Origin of the sequence: Nocardia mangyaensis, assembly GCF_001886715.1 — a bacterium.
GTDB classification, from domain to species: Bacteria; Actinomycetota; Actinomycetes; order Mycobacteriales; family Mycobacteriaceae; genus Nocardia; species Nocardia mangyaensis.
Map to the genome: position 1 here is coordinate 5,850,868 of NZ_CP018082.1, position 16,979 is coordinate 5,867,846.

General features: G+C 64.2%; 17 protein-coding genes. 5 read left to right on the forward strand and 12 right to left on the reverse strand.

Going from position 1 to position 16,979, the window contains the following annotated elements:
* Positions 1-34: 34 nt before the first annotated feature.
* Both BOX37_RS26675 and BOX37_RS26680 read left to right on the forward strand, forming a co-directional pair.
* Positions 35-418, forward strand: a complete 384-nt coding sequence (locus tag BOX37_RS26675; RefSeq protein WP_240505461.1) for a Scr1 family TA system antitoxin-like transcriptional regulator — start codon at positions 35-37, stop codon at positions 416-418.
* A gap of 111 nt (positions 419-529) precedes the next feature.
* Positions 530-1,327 (forward strand): SAM-dependent methyltransferase, encoded by a 798-nt coding sequence (locus BOX37_RS26680; protein WP_071930034.1) that lies wholly within the window; start codon positions 530-532, stop codon positions 1,325-1,327.
* Positions 1,328-1,520: 193 nt separating this feature from the next.
* On the opposite strand, the gene alaS is transcribed toward BOX37_RS26680, so the two are convergent.
* The 6 genes from alaS to BOX37_RS26710 all read right to left on the reverse strand — a co-directional run bounded on the left by alaS (position 1,521) and on the right by BOX37_RS26710 (position 7,874).
* On the reverse strand, positions 1,521-4,193 hold the full coding sequence (alaS, locus tag BOX37_RS26685) for an alanine--tRNA ligase (RefSeq protein WP_071930035.1): 2,673 nt from the start codon (positions 4,191-4,193) through the stop codon (positions 1,521-1,523).
* 163 nt (positions 4,194-4,356) lie between these two features.
* Positions 4,357-5,001, reverse strand: a complete 645-nt coding sequence (locus BOX37_RS26690) for an HAD family hydrolase (RefSeq protein ID WP_167659989.1) — start codon at positions 4,999-5,001, stop codon at positions 4,357-4,359.
* A 32-nt stretch (positions 5,002-5,033) separates the two neighbouring features.
* On the reverse strand, positions 5,034-5,576 hold the full coding sequence (pyrE, locus tag BOX37_RS26695) for an orotate phosphoribosyltransferase (protein ID WP_071930037.1): 543 nt from the start codon (positions 5,574-5,576) through the stop codon (positions 5,034-5,036).
* The gene (locus BOX37_RS26700; protein WP_071930038.1) at positions 5,576-6,175 is read right to left on the reverse strand and encodes an SLOG cluster 4 domain-containing protein; all 600 of its coding nucleotides are present in this window, start codon (positions 6,173-6,175) and stop codon (positions 5,576-5,578) included. The genes pyrE and BOX37_RS26700 overlap by 1 nt, the downstream gene beginning before the upstream one ends.
* Entirely contained in the window at positions 6,172-7,041 is an 870-nt protein-coding gene (locus tag BOX37_RS26705; protein WP_071930039.1) for a nucleotidyltransferase domain-containing protein, read from the reverse strand. The genes BOX37_RS26700 and BOX37_RS26705 overlap by 4 nt, the downstream gene beginning before the upstream one ends.
* On the reverse strand, positions 7,038-7,874 hold the full coding sequence (locus BOX37_RS26710) for an aspartyl/asparaginyl beta-hydroxylase domain-containing protein (protein ID WP_071930040.1): 837 nt from the start codon (positions 7,872-7,874) through the stop codon (positions 7,038-7,040). The genes BOX37_RS26705 and BOX37_RS26710 overlap by 4 nt, the downstream gene beginning before the upstream one ends.
* Before the next feature lie 321 nt (positions 7,875-8,195).
* Between BOX37_RS26710 and BOX37_RS26715 the strand changes: the two genes are divergently transcribed.
* Positions 8,196-9,404, forward strand: a complete 1,209-nt coding sequence (locus tag BOX37_RS26715; protein WP_084760152.1) for a hypothetical protein — start codon at positions 8,196-8,198, stop codon at positions 9,402-9,404.
* A complete protein-coding gene (locus BOX37_RS26720) occupies positions 9,401-10,135 on the forward strand; it encodes a glycosyltransferase family 25 protein (protein WP_071930041.1) in 735 nt (244 codons plus the stop codon). The genes BOX37_RS26715 and BOX37_RS26720 overlap by 4 nt, the downstream gene beginning before the upstream one ends.
* Before the next feature lie 16 nt (positions 10,136-10,151).
* On the opposite strand, the gene BOX37_RS26725 is transcribed toward BOX37_RS26720, so the two are convergent.
* The 6 genes from BOX37_RS26725 to BOX37_RS26750 all read right to left on the reverse strand — a co-directional run bounded on the left by BOX37_RS26725 (position 10,152) and on the right by BOX37_RS26750 (position 14,882).
* Positions 10,152-10,787 (reverse strand): DapH/DapD/GlmU-related protein, encoded by a 636-nt coding sequence (locus BOX37_RS26725; RefSeq protein ID WP_156910796.1) that lies wholly within the window; start codon positions 10,785-10,787, stop codon positions 10,152-10,154.
* Positions 10,788-10,798: 11 nt separating this feature from the next.
* On the reverse strand, positions 10,799-11,590 hold the full coding sequence (locus BOX37_RS26730) for an alpha/beta hydrolase (RefSeq protein ID WP_071930043.1): 792 nt from the start codon (positions 11,588-11,590) through the stop codon (positions 10,799-10,801).
* 12 nt (positions 11,591-11,602) lie between these two features.
* Positions 11,603-12,319, reverse strand: a complete 717-nt coding sequence (locus BOX37_RS26735; protein ID WP_071930044.1) for a HalD/BesD family halogenase — start codon at positions 12,317-12,319, stop codon at positions 11,603-11,605.
* 295 nt (positions 12,320-12,614) lie between these two features.
* Complete coding sequence (locus tag BOX37_RS35560) at positions 12,615-13,013, reverse strand: DUF4234 domain-containing protein (RefSeq protein WP_071930045.1); 399 nt, start codon at positions 13,011-13,013, stop codon at positions 12,615-12,617.
* A gap of 43 nt (positions 13,014-13,056) precedes the next feature.
* Positions 13,057-14,463 carry a hypothetical protein gene (locus BOX37_RS26745; RefSeq protein WP_071930046.1) on the reverse strand — a complete coding sequence of 469 codons (1,407 nt, stop codon included), beginning with the start codon at positions 14,461-14,463 and terminating at the stop codon, positions 13,057-13,059.
* A 107-nt stretch (positions 14,464-14,570) separates the two neighbouring features.
* On the reverse strand, positions 14,571-14,882 hold the full coding sequence (locus tag BOX37_RS26750; protein WP_156910553.1) for a hypothetical protein: 312 nt from the start codon (positions 14,880-14,882) through the stop codon (positions 14,571-14,573).
* 165 nt (positions 14,883-15,047) lie between these two features.
* Here BOX37_RS26750 and BOX37_RS26755 point away from each other — a divergent pair, with 165 nt between their 5' ends.
* Positions 15,048-16,979 carry a hypothetical protein gene (locus BOX37_RS26755; RefSeq protein ID WP_071930048.1) on the forward strand — a complete coding sequence of 644 codons (1,932 nt, stop codon included), beginning with the start codon at positions 15,048-15,050 and terminating at the stop codon, positions 16,977-16,979.

Here is a 16,979-nt window from a genome sequence, read left to right on the forward strand (position 1 = left end):
GGACGACGACAGCGAGGCCCTCGCGCTCGCGCGTCTGCAACGCCAGACCGCGCTCGACGAGCCCGGGTACGACTTTCACATGCTCATCGACGAGGCCGCGCTACGAGTCACCGTCGGCAGCTCCGAGGTGATGACCACCCAAATCCGACACCTCATGAACATCTTGACCGCCCGCGCACACGTCCGCATCGGCATCATTCCGCTCAACGCCGAATTCCTGGCCCCAGCAGACAGTTTCGAATTCAGCTACGCCACCGACTCCGACAACAAGCGAATCATCGATCCGTTCGAGGACGCCGACGTCGTCGAGCTGGTCGAACGAACCTTCGACCTGCTCGCCACCACGGCCGTCTACGGCGAGGAGGCCCACGCCATCCTGGCCCGGGCGTTGGCCAGCCACACCGAGTCCGGCATCTGATCCAACCGACCGACCGCGAAGCCCCCGCACAACCCCGACGTCGTAATCCCTTGTCACGGCGTCCAGAAGGTTTGTTCGGTGCTTCGCGGCACCCCCCGGCGAGGACAGGACATGACCGCCCCCAATCCGACAGTGCTGGACCCCAGCCGACCCAACACCGCCCGCGTGTGCAACGCCCTGCTGGGCGGCAAAGACCACTACGAGATCGATCATGTGATCGCCAAGCCCCTTTTGGACAGCCAGCTCGCGATCGCCATGGCAGAAGCGCGCCGCTTCGCGCGGCGCGCGGTCGAATACCTCAGCCACAACCTTCAGGTGACCCAGGTGGTCGAACTCGGCTGCGGCATCCCGCTGTACCCCGACATCGGGGAGATCGCCAACCACGCAAGTGACACCGCTCGCATCCTCTACGTCGACAACGACCTCCTCGCCGTCAACCACGCCCAGGCACTGCTGACCGAACCGAACAACGCCGTCGCCAAGGTCGACCTCACCGACGTCACCGCCGTCCTCGCCGAGATCACCGCGGTCATGGACACCCCCGAGCCTTTGGCGGTCTGCCTGTCCGGGACCGCTGAACTCCTCGCCGACGCCCCCGCCGTTATCGACGCCCTGACTCGCCAGCTCCGTCCCGGAACCTGGATCGTGTTCAGCCACATCACCGACGACATCGCCGGTAACGACATCAGCAGCGCCGTCGCAGCTCTGGACAACGCGGGCATCGCCTTTCACCCGCGCAACCGCGACGCGATCACTACGATGCTGGCCCCCTACAGGCTCGCCGATCCCGGATTGATCGCACCGCACCGGTGGCGGCCCACCGATACCGAGCACGACGCCCTGCGGCCTCGGCACCCCGACACCTGGGGCCTGGCCGCCTACGCCGCCATCGGCCAACTGCCCCACTAGCGCGCAAAGACACCAAACAATGGGTTGGGGCCGCTACGAGACGAGGACAGCACCGGGCAGCAGGCGTCCTATTCCTGCTCCGCGCCTGTATGACCGCAGAGACCGACGAGCTTCTCGCTGGTGGGCCGCCTCCGCGCAGGACCGCGCGGCTTCGCTATTGTGGCGGCACGTCCGACCGCGATGTTCCGCTTCGCTACGGCGCGAGCGCACTGCCAATCACACGGCGAACCTCTTGAATCGCCGGTGCTGTAGCGAGCGGATCGGTACCACCGCCTTGCGCAATGTCGGCCTTGCCACCGCCACCGCCCTTCAAGACCGTGGCCGCCGTCCGGACGAGATCTCCGGCTTTCAGCCCGAGCTGACGACCTTGTTCGTTCACGGCAGCCACAACGATCGGTTTGCCGTCGGCAAGTGCCGTTAGGACCACTGCGGCAGGCCTATCCTTCATGTGATCGCGAATCTCGAGCGCAAGACTTCGGAGGTCATCGCCGGTCGCTGGATCCTGCAGGTCCTCCGCGACAACGCTGACGCCGCCTATGGCCTCGCAATCATTCACGAACTGGAGCGCCTGCTGCCGACGGTGAACTGCCCGGAACCGCTCAATCTCCTTCTCCGCATCTCGGAGCTGACTAAGTAGCGTCGACACTCGATCAGCGATCTCGTTCGTGGGCACTCGAAGCAGGTCAGAGACCGAAACAGCGAGAGCCCGCTCGGCGGAAAGGAATTGGAGCGCATCCATGCCGACATGAGCTTCGATGCGACGAAGCCCCGATCCGACCGACGACTCACTGATCAGCGACAGCGGACCGACCTGCGATGAATGTGACACATGCGTTCCGCCGCAGAGTTCCCGAGACCACTGCCCACCGATTTCCACCACCCGGACCGCTTCGTCGTAGGTCTCGCCAAACAGCGCGAGAGCTCCCATCTCGCGAGCTTTGCGCAGAGGCATGTACTCGACCGCCACCGGCAGGTCTCGGCGAACCGCCAGGTTGGAGACCTCCTCGATCTGGCTGCGGGTTTCCTGTGACAGCGCTCCGGTCCAGGAGAAGTCCAGTCGAAGGAAGCCGGGCTTGTTATAGGAGCCGCTCTGTAGTGCGGTCGGGCCGAGGACCTGGCGAAGCGCAGCGTGAACGATGTGCGTCCCTGAATGGGCTTGGCGGGCACCGATGCGCCACTCAGGGTCAACCTTGGCGAGGACATTCTGCGCCTCGGTCACTTCGCCGCTTCTGACGCGTACTTGGTGGATCCACAGTTTGCGGGCGACCTTCTGAACGTCGAGGACCTCCAGGTCGGCGCCGCTGGCAATGATGAAGCCAGCGTCGCTGACTTGACCGCCAGATTCGGCGTAGAGCGGTGAGCGGTCGAGAACGATCTCGACAAGGTCCCCTTCGGTCGCGGCGGGAACGCGCTCGCCATCACGGATCAGGCCGCGGATGACCGCCTCGGATTCGAGAGCGGTGTAGCCGGTGAACTCGGTGGGGCCGAGGGCGAGCAGGTCGCGGTAGACACCGCTGTCGCCGTGACCGCCGGTCTTTCGTCTCACCGCGTCGGCCTTAGCTCGCGCGCGCTGTTCTTCCATCAGCTCCCGGAAGCCGGTCTCGTCGACCGACAAGCCCGCCTCGGACGCCATCTCCAAGGTTAGGTCGATCGGGAAGCCATAGGTGTCGTGGAGTTGAAATGCCTTGTCGCCCGGCAGGATAAGTTCATCGCTGGCGCGTACTTCGGACGCCGCCAGATCGAAGATGGTGGTCCCCGCCTTCAAAGTCTGGACGAACGCCGCTTCCTCGGCCACCGCGATCCGGTCGATTCGCTCGTGCTCGCTAACGAGTTCAGGGTAGGCAGTGCCCATGACCTGAATTGTTTTCGCGACGAGCTCGTGGACTACGGGGTCGTTGGATCCGAGCAGACGCATCATGCGCACCGCGCGCCGGAGAATGCGACGCAGCACGTAGCCACGGCCATCGTTCGACGGCGTGACGCCGTCGCCGATCAGCATCACGCTGGTCAGGATGTGATCAGCCACCACGCGCAGTGAGACGTCGTTCTTGACGCTGGCACCGTATTTGGCGCCGCTGAGTGTCGCAGCCAGGTCTAGGATTTGACGGGTCGTGTCGATGTCGAAGATCGTGGGGACGTCCTGGAGCAACGCGGCCATCCGCTCGAGCCCGAACCCGGTGTCTATGTTCTTCGAGGGCAGATCACCGAGGATCGGGTATCCCTCTTTGACTGGTCCTTCCCCCCGGATGCTCTGCATGAACACCAGGTTCCAGATTTCCAGGTAGCGTTCGTCGTTCGCGACGGGGCCGCCGTCGCGGCCGAACGCGGGACCGCGGTCGAAGCAGATCTCCGAGCACGGTCCGCATGGCCCAGGCACTCCCATCGACCAGAAGTTTTCCGACATTCCGAGGCGTTGGATTCGCTCGGCGGGCACGCCGATTTCGTCGCGCCAGATGCGTTCGGCCTCGTCGTCGTCGAGGTACACCGTCACCCACAGCTTGTCCTCGGGCAACCCGAGGCCGCCATCGACCGCCGATGTTGTCATGAACTCCCAGGCGAAGGGGATCGCTTTCTCCTTGAAATAGTCGCCGAAGGAGAAGTTGCCGAACATCTGGAAGAACGAGCCATGACGACTGGTCTTGCCGACTTCTTCGATGTCGACGGTTCGGACGCACTTCTGCAGACTGGTGGCCCGCGGATACGGCGGTGGCACGTCGCCGAGGAAGTACGGCTTGAACGGTGCCATGCCGGCGTTGATCAGCAGCAGGGTCGGGTCGTCAGCGATCAGTGGTGCAGAAGGCACCACGGTGTGACCGCGATTCTCGAAGAATCGAAGGGCACGGCTACTGATGTCGGCCGAATGCATAAACGCCTTCCTAGGGTGGATGTGAGGTAGCCGCGGCCTCTGCCGGCTGCGGCGGGACCTCGGATGTTGGGCAATGCTGTCAGCGGCAGGGCTGGTAGGTCCAATGGTTTTCATCCGCCCCGACCAGCAGTTTCTTGTCCGTCAGGGCTTCGACGAGGTTCTGCTACCTGTCAGCGAGCCCACCTCGACTATCGATCTGAGCAAGGACGACAGGCCCGACCTGGTCAGGTGCGGCGATCAGCACGTCGACACCTTCGCGTCGCAGAGCGGCTGCGCCCGCCATGCCCCAGCTGGCCCCAACCGTGATCACTCCGGCCGCCCTGCCCGCCATCACGTCAGTGGTTCGATCTCCGATGAAGAAGGTCCGCTCGGGCGGGACTCTTAGATGCGCACAGGCAGCCAGGATTCCGTCCGGGGCGGGCTTTGCTGGCGCGTCCTCGTGAGCGATGACGACGGCGACCAGGTCCATCACCTCGGGTGGAACCAGGTAGCGGAGTCGGCTGCGGGCCTGGGCGGTAACTATCCCCAAACCGATACCGGACTTCGCCAACGTCGCCATGCCCGATACGACCTCATCGAAGACCCGGACCTCTCCGATGGCGAGTGAAAGGGCTTCGTCGTAGTCGCAGTTGTAAACCCGGTGGGCGTCCGACACCCCGAGAACGCGGAGTGCGTCGACTGGCGACAGCAGAACGGTGGCGTCGAGCACGTCCGGGTCGATCGCCACTCCGGCTTCGCATGCCAGCGCACGAAGCGCCTCCCTGATGGCCGCTCGGGTATCGACGATCACGCCGTCCAGGTCGAACAACGCGCAGTACCGAGGCTGCTTGTCGTGTCGGCTCAACTCGCTGTCCTCTCCGAGTCGAGGGCGAACAGAGTTTCCGGTGTCAGCAGCGCGTGCAGCTCTATTCCGCACTGCGCCAACCGCTCTCGTCCTCCCATGTCCCGATCCAGCACACACAACGCCGCGACAACTGTGGCCCCGGCATCCCGCAGCCGATCGCTAGCTCGAAGGACCTGATTGCCACTTCGGACGACGTCGTCGACCAACACGACTCGCGCGCCCTCGACTGAGCGACCCTCGATCTGCCGACGTGTTCCATAGGCTTTCGGCGCGTGGCGGAAGAAGTTGGTGCGAACACCGGAGATCGCCGATACCACGACGGCGAACGGTACACCGCCAAGAGCCATGGCAACCACGCTGTCAATCTCGCGTGGAAGCTTTCGCGCGAGCGCATGCGCGACGTCACGCAGCAGGACAGGATCTGCCGCGAGCCGGAATTCGTCGAAATATTCGTCGAGTGTGCCGCCGCTACGCAAGGTGAACTCGCCCTGCTGGATAGCAGCTGATCGTACGCGGTCAGCCAATCCAGACGGAAGCATCAGTCGCCTTCCATCTGGCGGGTCATCGTGACCGGAGTGTTGGTGTCAAGATCGCTCGTCAGGTCTGACAGCGCTTGGCGGAGCTCGGTGGAGTCGGACACTTCGCTGAGGAAGCCGAGGGAACGCGTCGGCGACTCGAATAGCCATCGCTCTGATCTCAGGAATGCGGCCAGCCGCATCGCGGTCTGACCGACCAACCAGACCGGCACCGGACGCACATTGCCCGAGTACCAGAAGGCTGCGGTGATTTCGTGCAGTGTGCCGACACCGCCGCCCATCGCGACCACGACATCGGCGTCGTCGAGGAATTGATGGAGTCGATCCCCCATCTTCTGAACACGGATCACCCGTGAGACATAGGGGTTGAACTCCCCCCAGTCGACGTCGGCCAGCGTGACGGCGACTACCTCACCGCCCGCGGCTGACGCCCCGCCCGCGGCGGCCTCCATCAAGCCGTTGTAGCCGCCATGCTGTAGGACGAACCCTGCTGCTGCCAGCTCGCGCCCGACGTCGTTCGCGAGAGTTTCCTCCTCCTCGGAAGCGGGAACGACGCCACCGAAGAAGCTCGCCGTTCGCGGCCTTTCGAATCGATGACTCATGGCAGCTCCAGGTAGTGACGGTAGGCATCAATCGCGTCTCTGATCGTGTCGATCGCATCAGGCGCTGCCAGTTCCGCGACTGCGAACACCCGGTTCAGCCCGTCCGTCAACGAAGCGAGGGTCGGGATGCCAGGTGCGGAGATCAACGCCGTCAGGTGGGCGAGGCACTCCCGCCCAATAGGGGTCGCTCCAACCTCCGCCTCGAGCTGATACCAACCGTAGTACGTCGACCGAGGCGCCAGAGCCGCCTTGATCAGATTCTTTGCCGCTGTGTTGAACAGGAATACCTCGGAGTAGGCGATAAGCCGCTGCCCACGCGAAATTCGTTTGCGGATCAAGTAGCCGACGACCATGGCTTCGACCAAGAGGTCTGTGCATGTCCGTGGTCGACTCACCTCGCCGGAGACGAAGCGCGCGGTGGTTGAATCCGGTTCGAACTCCGCTGACCGATCGCGGGTGAAGATCGTCTGGCAGTCCGCTTGCTCGCGCACCTGCCCGATGTGGCTCGCCGGAACGAGGTACAGGTCCAATTGCTGCAGCTGACCGGCCCATCCTATGAGGTAGACGAAGCCGAGCCCACCCATGTCGCCGACGATGGAGTCCCGCCAGCCCGGCAGAATGCTGCCGAGTTCGGTTGTGGCCAGAGCGTCGAGCACCGACACGTACTCTTCGAATTGCGAATCACGAACTCCGACAACGAAGTCGATATCAGACAGCCGATCCGCTGTACCGCGTGCGAGTGAACCTCGCACCAGCAATGTGGTTACGGCATCACTGCTGGCTAGTCTCTCCGCGGCATGCTCGAGCAGCGCGAACTGCTCTGGACGATTCGCCTCGGCCAGTTCAGTAAGCACGGATAGCGTCACGCCGCCCCCTTCGATCCGTCGGTGCCGAGCCGCTCCATCTTGTTCGCCCGCCACACACGAGCGGCGATGTCGTCGCCGAGTTCATCGTGTAGCGATGCGATCAGGTCATAGATTCGTCCCTCGGGCAGCGCCCGCTGGTAGAACAACCGCAGGAGGTAGTTCTCCGCCGACTGCCGGTAGCCCAGACGTGCCAGCGTCAACGCCTTCTGCAGGTGCCCCCGCATCTCATCGTCGGTCCCTACGGGCAGCTGGATGACGTCGGCATCGTCGAGCCATGCGGATTCGGTGAGCTCGGACAAACGGTCATCGACGTAGCAGTCGATGAGGAGGTGATAGCGATCTGGGCCGAGCAGGTTGCATGCCCCATGCACATGCGTGGGGGCCAACTGCCAGATCCGTCCGGGCCGAAGACAAACACGCACGCCACCCGTCACGAGCGTCGCGGAGCTGTTGCTCATCAGGGGAACATGGAGCCGACGCCGCTCGACCTTGTTGAACTCTGCGTAGTCGCGGTGTTCCCACAGGAACGAGTTCGGACTGAGCCGAGCGAGCCGCACCCACATATACCGCAGCCCCAGTGACGTCAGGAACTTTTGCGTCGATGGCATCTGGCGCAACAAGGAGGTCTCGACCGGGGCGCAGTCCGCGATCCGCACGTCGGTGGGTGACCCGGATTCGTTCATCAAGGACAGCGTCGACCATCCGCCCGACTGGTACTGCGAGTACTCAGTGACCCAGTGCCGCGCGGCCGGAACGGTCAAGGCCTCATGTCGCATTCTGCCCAGGGTTGCCGCGTCGATCGCTTGGACACACGCGAGCTGTTCGAGCAACACGCGGCTTCCTGCGTCTGCTGTTGACAGGATGTCGATCCACCTCCTCGTTCGGCCCCGAGGAGTCCCGGGGCAGGTCAAGCATCGAAGGCCGATTTCTGCTGTACCGCAATCGCTTTGCGTTGTCTTCAGGCCACTCGGAGGGCTGCGCGGTCTTCGATCGTCACGCTTGAGTCTCCGCTCGGATGGTCGACCCCACCATCCCGGTCGTGTGCCGTGTTTGTGGACCCGTCACCTCCAGAGGACATTTTCTGGACACCTTCGACCCTGCTTCTGCCGACTACTCGGTGTTGAGAACATCTTTGGTGGACATAAGGTGGACAGATGCCCGTACCGCCCTCGGCCGACCAGGTGAAGGACAGCCTCAAACGGCTGCGTCGAGGGCATGGATTGGCGCGGCCTACGACCTTGCTCACCACGATCGACGAATCAGTGCAGGCGTATCTAGCCCGCGGCTATGAGTTCGAGCCCCGGTCCGCAGGGCACGTCGAATGTCTCACGAGGGTTCTACGTCGGACGATCGAGCAGCTTTCCGACAGTGAGCGCGTCTATGTCGAGGTCGACTTCAATCTTCGGCCTGAACATAGGTTCTCGACCCTGACAGACCGGCAAGAATCGTTGGCTCAGCAGTTGAAGTGCGCGGTGAAGACTGTGCGCCGTCGCTCCGATCACGCGTTGGAGACCTTGACCTACCTACTGTTGACGGGCTCGTCCGCGCTGACCGATCTGCCACAGCGCCCCGCGCCCGCGGTCAGGGCAGCGAGCGAACCGAACGCAGAAGAGTCGATGGATCGCTTCTGGGGCCTGAATCGCGGTGGCGGAGTGGATATCGTGTGCTCGGAGATTCCGCCCGACGAGCGGCCCGAATACGCTTCGCCCCACGATCGTAACTACCTGCGGTACGCGAAATTCGCTGATCTCGACACATTGATTTTCGTCCGAACGCGTCTCGCGCAGCTGGCACCCGACGTGGTCGTACGCGACTTCGCTCCATCGGAATACTTCGGCACCCACGCGGACGTGCTGGTCGTCATCGGCGGGCCTCCGTGGAATGCCAAGTACCGAGAGTTTCTGCCCCAGCTGCCTTTCCACTTCGACTCGCGCCCGCTCGGCGAAGACGATCCACTGATAGTTCCCGATCTCGACAACCTCACCCTGGCACCACGATGGACTCCTGGCGGTGAGTTGATCGAAGACCTCGCGGTCCTCACCCGAATCACCGTGCAGGGCACAACGGTGTTCCTGCTTGGCGGCTGCCTGACTCTGGGCGTTCTCGGTGCCGCACGTTGCCTCCTCGATGCCGGCCGAGGTTCGACAAACGCGGGCTACATCACCGAGCGCGCTGGCGACGACGACTTCGTCGTGGTCACCGAGACGAGGCGCGTCGGCGGTCTGACTGACGTGGCGGACCTCGCCGTTGTGGAGCCACTTCTACTGATGGCACGTCCGTACGGCGATCATTGGAAGGTCGTTGTCGACAACACCGAACGTTTTACCCGCCAACGGAAGCATTCGCCAAGGCCTACATCATGATCGACTCGGACCTCGTTTCCACCTACGTCGTCAACCTGCCTCGCCGAGCCGATCGGCGGGCGTGGATCGAGCGCAGGTTGCCGGTCGGTGCACCGGCCGTCTTCACGTCAGATCTCGGCGTTCCGATCGACGGGCGCGAGCTTGCACGGGCTGACATCGCCGATCTCGACATCACACTGTTCGATTGGCAGATCGAATCCGAGAATCCCTGGTGGAGTCGCCCTCTCAAGTTCGGTGAAATCGGTTGCACCCTCGCCCATCTCGCATGCTGGCGGCATGCGATAGAGAACAGCATCAGCCCGTACGTGCTTGTCCTGGAAGACGACGCGATCCTCGTTCCAGACGTGAGCAGTCGGCTTCGGGAAGGCTTGAGCCGACTGAGCGCGGTCGGCGAAGTGTTCGACTTGCTCTACCTCGGCCGATATCTCCTCGATCCGGACACTCCGACACCGGTCCGGGGGATCGTCCGGCCCGGGTACAGCCACTGCAGCTTCGCATACCTGTTCAGTCGCGAAGGCGTGCGCGCCGCATTGTCAACCGGCCTCGAGCGGGCGATCATTCCGATCGACGAGTTCCTACCTGCCCTCTACATGCCGCACCCACGCGCCGACCTGCGTCGGCGCTTCCCTCCCCGGCTAGCCGCGTTGGCGTTCGATCCGCCCCTGGCCACCCAACGGGCGAAGGCCGACGCTGGCAGCGACACCGAGGAATCCGCGTTCGTTGTGTCATGATCGGGATCATGGCGGGCTACGGCTTGGTCCAGTGCTGGATCAGGGCCGCTAGCCGCTTTCCCTGCCAGCGATCGATAGGCGTATGGGTATTGATGCCGGTCACGACATGCTCGGCTGGTACATCGCGGGTGACGACAGCTCCCGCCGCGACGTAGCTACGAGGACCGATGCGCACGCCGCCGACCACACGAGCGCCGAATCCGACTACCGAATCGGACTCGACTACCGGTGGTGCCTCGTCGACGCCCCACCATCCGAGGTCGGGGCGGGTGTACTCGTGCACCAAGTCGCCCATGACCGTCGACCGATCTCCGATAACTGTTGCGTCGCAGACGAATCCGGCTACACAGGAGTCGACTCCAATCCGAACCCGGTCGCAAATGTATGCGCCGTGCACAAGGCGTGTTCGTACGCCGATCTCACACCCGTACCCGATGCGGGCACGGTCCTCGACAACGCATCCATCCCCGAGTGTGGTCCCTTCGTGGATCAGTACCTGGTTAAACAGGATCGTGCGATCGCCGAGCACGACATCGTCGCCTGTCGATGGCCGTCCGACTTGGGCTTCTCGTAAGCGGGCTTCCTTTGGGTAGCCCAGGACGCAGTGTTCGCCAACGATCACCGCGTCTCCGAAATGGACCTGCCCATACATATCTGTTGGATTCACGCGATGCAGTCAGATTCGGCGACTAGCCAGGCGACAGTCGTACGGATCGCTTCGTCTTCGCGCTCGCGCGAATCGAATCCGTGGTCGGAACCGACGACTGTATGCAGCTCGGTGCCGGGGCGCGATCTCGCGGCATCAGCGGCGATCTCGTACGACACCGCTGAGTCCTGGTCTCCGTGCACGATCAACGATCGCACTTCGCTGCCCGCGAAGCGATCGAGTGGTCGGTAGCTGGCGAACTCGCAGAAGAGCACACGACCGAGCTCGAACGTTCCGTCGACGACGAGGTAGCCGCTAGCCTCCAACACCTTCTGCTGCTCTGGACCGAAGTTCTCTCTGCCCCAATCTAATTCCGGCGCCAGGAAGGTGTGATTGAGGTCGAGCACCGGATTCCACAACACCAGCCGATGAAGGCGGTCAGCCAGCCACGGAAGGGACAGAGCAGTGGCTACGGCTCCGAAGCTGGCCGCGACGATGGACAGTGGGCCCGGAAACCGCGCGCGGATCTCCTCCACGGCGGCCTGCAGGTCCAGGCACTCGCCAGACACAGTGACTCCGCGCGGTGTGCCAGCGCTGTTGCCATGACCACGGAAGGAGAACCGCAGTACGTCGAACCCGGCGGCGACCAGCTGATCGGCTAGCCGGACGAACATGCCGCCGCCCTCGTCTAGATCGACTGTGATTCCGTGCACGAGTAGTACGGATCCTCTGGGACTGCCCGCGTTTGAGGAATGCGCGGCGGCCTCGAGCTCGACATCGTCAACTGACTTCAGGGTGAAACGATCCACCAGACGCTCCGTTCATCCAATGCCAGGCGTCGACCACAACGCGTCCATCGTCTCGTGGGTTACTGACCGACACAACTCGTCGTGTCGCGCGAACGCCATGTTCACGATCGTCCGTCGGCCGCGCTCGATCGGATGCACTCGATGCAAAGTCGTGTCCGTCCTCATGAGGTACACATCTCCAACGCTGAGGTTGAGCCGATGCACATGGCTGTCCCGAAGGATCTGCTCGATACCCGGCCGCTGCTTGTCCCAGGCCGTGCCCGGGATGCTCTCGACGAAACCACCATCAGCTGGATCGGGACACTCAGCGACCCAGACCAACGCGTAACCGTAGTCATCCCAATGCCACCCGTGCGTGTCGCCGGGTTGTTCCAGTCGAGTGATCACGAACCGCTCGGGCTGATACGGACAGGGAAAGACGGGTTCCCCCACAACCGATGACACTGCATCAAGCAGTGCTGCCGATTCGTACATCCTCGGAATCACAACGCCCCGTTCGATGATCTGCCCCTGCGTGACGTTGCACATCCGACGCGGGCTGAACCCGGTTTCCGCGAACTCCAGGTCCCGTCGAACTCCCAGTGCACCGGCCAACCGAACTGCCTCGGATGCAACAGCATCCCGCAACGGCGCACCAAACAATTCGGACACCACCACGCAGCCCTGCCGATCTACCTCACGCCGCGCCAGTCCAGCTTGATACGGGGACATCGGCTGCACGAGATCCATGGTTAGATCGTCAGCTGCGACTCCGCTACGCGATGTCACGTCCAATGATCAGCTCCTGCCTCACCACTACCCCGGGGCACGAGGCCGTCATGCCTCGTACCGACGCATCAGCGATGAACTCTAACGCGCAACTCGTTACGGCACACCGCGTATGCACTCGTGCCAAACCTGGCTCGACCGGCCCTGCTGCGAGAGTTCCGAGAAGCAACGCATGGGCCCGAACGAGCCAACTGTTCCGAATCGTGCTGTACACCATGTGTTTCTGACCTGACCCCAGAACCCCCCGGGGCATCGTCTATTTCCGGTTCATCACGTCGAGGATGACAACCAGGATCCACACCGGTGCCCACAAACCGCAGGTGATCAGGGTAAGCACCAGGTGCAGTCCGTGGTTGGGTCCACGGCGCACCGCGAGGTACCCGCCTCCCACGTTGTTCTGCGTCACGTTCACTACCGGAACAGCCTGGGGCACAGGCTGATAGATCGGCTGCGGCGCGAACCCGAGGTGCGCGTACCCCGGGTTCGCAGGCGGGTGCGGCTGAACGTACCGCGGGTCGCCGTAGGGCTGGGTCGGGTGCTGGTTGAGCGCATCGAAGCCAGTCGTGCTCGGCGGGGGCGCCTGGGGCATCGGCTCGGGGTGATGCGGCGTTTCGCGGGGGGCGGGCAGTTTTTCGGACTCATACGGTTCAGTCATGGCTAACTCCTGAAGATGGGGTGGAATCGGGGAGGGCAGGTGCTCAGGCGACGTCGGTGTTGACCACGGTCAACGGCGTCGGCCCGGCACTGATCGTGAGGGCGGTGACCGCTTCGGCGAGCACCAATTCGACCTCGGTCGCGAAGTCGGTCACGGTCTTGTCGATCTTGGTCGCCTCGCGGCGGATCACGTCGGCGGACTTCTTTGCGGTAGCGAGCTTTTCGAGCTTGGACAGCGCGCTCTGCACCTTCTCCGCAGCCGTCACCAACTGCTCGCCGCCACCGCGCGCGACCACCATCGCGCTCGCCGCGCGCATCAGCAACACGCACGCGCGCAGCAGGTCCGGCTCGTCGGTGTCGGGATCGAAGGCGAGCACCACCCGGCGCGGGCCGAGCACGCGCAGTACCTCGCCGCCGTTCTGTTCGGGCGACCGCACGATGCCCAGCGATGCGGCGGCCTGGCGGTTGCGTTCGGCTTCGACGAGGTAGTCCAGCCAGCCCGACCGGGGGGAGTCGGTCATCTCGATCACCACCCGCGCGCCCTCGGCGGTGGTCAGCAGCCCATCGCCCTTCTTGCACCGAGGGAGCGCTCCGACCATCGCGCCGGTGTCGTAGTACTCGTCGCCGAGGCCGGCCGCGATGGGTTCCATGAACTGGTGGATTCCTGCGGCGAACGGCTCGCCCTTACGCGGAGTCACCGAGATGAGGGCCGCTTTGGCCTCCCGCACCTTCAGCGCGGCCGTCATCTCCTCGAACCGCTTGGCCAGGTCGGCGTGGTTGGCCATGAGCAGGTCGCTCATCGCCAGCTGGCGGGCGTCGAGCGCGGCGGTGTGCTTGGCGATCGGCGAGGTCGGGTCGTTCAGGTCGAACTGCTTGGTCGCGGTCGCGATCAGATCCTGAGTGCCTGCGGTGGCCTTGATCGACAGTTCGGCGCTGAACTGCTCGAGCACCGGCTTCAAGCGAGCGACCAACTCCGGGTCCGAGCCACCGAAGAGCCGATTGACCTGATCGGTGATGTTTACGGTGGCCGTGTTGACGGTGGCCGCCATCTCCTTGCGGTAGTTCGCATCGGCCTCGGCCAATGCCTTCTTCGCCGAGTCGACCGTCTTGGTCATCACCGCTGAGGCATCCTTCGCGGCCTGACCGGTCAACTCCGCCGCCCTCGCCGCTGACGCGGCGGCCTTCTCCCCGACCTCGGCGACCATCCTTTCCAATTCCTTGGCATCGCTGGCCTGGCCGGTGGCGGCGAGCGCGACGGCTCCGCATTTGACCACCTCGGTGATGAACGCGGAAAGGTCGGCGGCGGCGAGGCTGTCGGCGTCGTCGACGATCGGACCGCGAAGCCCGCTCGTCCAGCGCTGAGCCTCGCGCAGGACGTCGCGATCGCGCAGGATCAACTGTTCGACGGTCACTGCAGTGTTGTTGTCGGTGAAGTGCACGTTGGGGTTCATGGTTCTCCTCGAAAAGGGCACGTTAGGGAACGGTGCGACCGGTTGTCGCACCGCTGAGTGATAAGTGGGCTTCTCGATCCCGGACCGGACGAGAGTGAAGCGTGTTCTTAGACTGGATATTCCGTTGCCGCAGCGCGGTCACGACGGTCCTGGCTGGTGAGGTGCCAGCCCAGACACAGCGGGCAGGGATAGACCCGCTGTTCGCGCCTGTCCTGGTTCGTTGTGTCAATCCCGGCGAGCGCGAGGTCGGCGTCGGCGAAGGTGAAGTACTTCAGCTTCCCCGACCCGCACCGAGCGATTCGGACCAGCGGCGGCAGCTGCGCCAGATCCGCACCTGTGTGCAGGTCGAGCTTTCGGCGCATCGCCGCCAACCGGGGCGGGTACTGCCTGCAGCGACGGTGTGTGCGATGTCCGCTCATGGTGACCTCCTCGCTCGGTGTGCGGTGTGAGATCACCTTGAGCTCGCCGACGACCAATGTCGATGCAATTCACCGATAAGCCCCTTTATCAGTGTTCAATCTCGCTAGTGTTCAATGTCGAGACGTAGCGTCGGTGCCGATCCATCAGGAGGATGAGGGGTACCCATGGACCAGCCGACGACAGAACCGACGCTCACGCTGCAAGACATCGCCGACCTGGCGAAAGTCGAGCGGGCGGTGGTGTCGATGTGGCGCAACCGGGAGTCGATTCGCGGGCAGGTCATCCCATTTCCGCGCCCCGTCGCCGAGGTCGGCGGCATCGCTCACTTCGACCGTTCCGAGGTGGTCGACTATCTCGAGCGCACCGGCCGAGGCAACAACGCCGAAGCCAGGCTGGACGCCGCGACCGTCGGCGCTCCCGACGGTTGGGCTTTGGAAGACTTGGTGACGTTGCTGTGCCTACGACACCTGGTCGGCGACCTGACCTACCTAACCGACGAGGAATGCGCCGACCTCGCCTGGGAGCTCGACCCCGCCGACGAGTCGTTCGCCACCGAAATCGCGGCCCTCACCGACACCGGCGCCGCCCGCGCGTTCATCGACGGCTTGATGGCGGCGAGCTTCGGTGGTGCGGACGCCCTCGCCAAACTCGAATCCTCCCGCGCCGGCCGCGAACTCGCACTTCGGGATCTGACCTCACACGCGATCGAACTGCTCGACACCATCGTCGGCGCGTGTCGAACCGAACTCGGTGCCGACGGTGCGCACTTGGTCTCCGCTGGCGACGCGCCGACGGTGGTACTCGCCCTCTCCGACGCGGACCCCGAACTCGAGGTGCACGCGCTCGGCGACGGCCCCGCGGCCCGAGCGTTGCGACGCCGCATGTTGATCCGCGAGCAGGAGCACACCATCGAGATAGGTCCCCGAGTTCGGCTGCTGTCAGTGGTCGGCACCGAGTCGGCTCAGGCCCTCGACGACGTCGACTACGCGCTCCTGGGCCTCGAACGCGATGAGATCGCGGTGATCATCGGCTCGGCCGCGGCTTTGTGCGACGCGATCCCACGCGCCGGGAAACGCCAGGACACCTTGGAGGGCAAGCGGGCGGAAACTCTGGGTTCCGGTGGTTTGACAGCCGCATTCAAGCTGCCGCGTGGCCTGTGGAAGCAAGCCCACCGGCAAGCACTCGGCGTCTGGGTGTTTCACGGAAGCGCCAAGACCAGCCTGCCGACAGTGGCCGACCTCAGCACCATCCGGCCGACTGATCTCGACCACAACGCCCTCGCCGCCGATATCGCCGCCGCGTTCGGCGATCGCACCGACCGCGACGCGCGCGCATACCGATACGGCAAAGAGGTGCCGCTCAGCGACATCCGCGCAGGACACGCTGTGGTGGCGCCGGGCACTTTGGCGGCACGCCTGCGCGCACCAGAGGCGGTCGATGACCTGAACCGTGTCTACACCGCCACCCTGGTGACCGCCGAACCCGATCCGGGATTCGACGTGCAGGCCGGGGCATCGGCGGCCTCACGCGAGATCGTGCAACGTCCCCTCGGCGAGCTGTCCAGACTGAAACTGCTCCACCTTCGCACGGGCAACCGGATCAGCCCGTCGCACAGCGACCCGAACGGCACCGTGACGGTATTGTCAGCCCATAACGGGGCAGCAGCGTTCCGGCTCGATCCGTTGGACGCGCAACGCCACTATCCCCGCGCGAATCGCACCGAACCCGGCGATGTGGTGTTCAACGACCACCCGCCCCGTGCGATCGTCGACTCGGTCGGCGGCAGCAGGGTGCTGTCACCGTCGCGGATACTGCGCCTGGCGAACGGGGCCGGGATCGGCCCGTACGCCTTGGCCGCGCTGATCAACGACCAACCCGCCGACAACACAGACTGGCGAACCTGGGCCGTGCCGCGTCTGCCCGCCGACGAGTCAGAGCGCCTGGAGTCGGTGCTCGCCGAGGCCGCCGATTACACCAGACGCCTGCGGGCGCGGGAGGATGCGATGAACGATCTGTGCCGCGCCCTGATCAGCGGGATCGGCGCCGGCACGGTGAGCCTGAACATCCCGGCCACAACGGTCGGAGTACTGGCATGA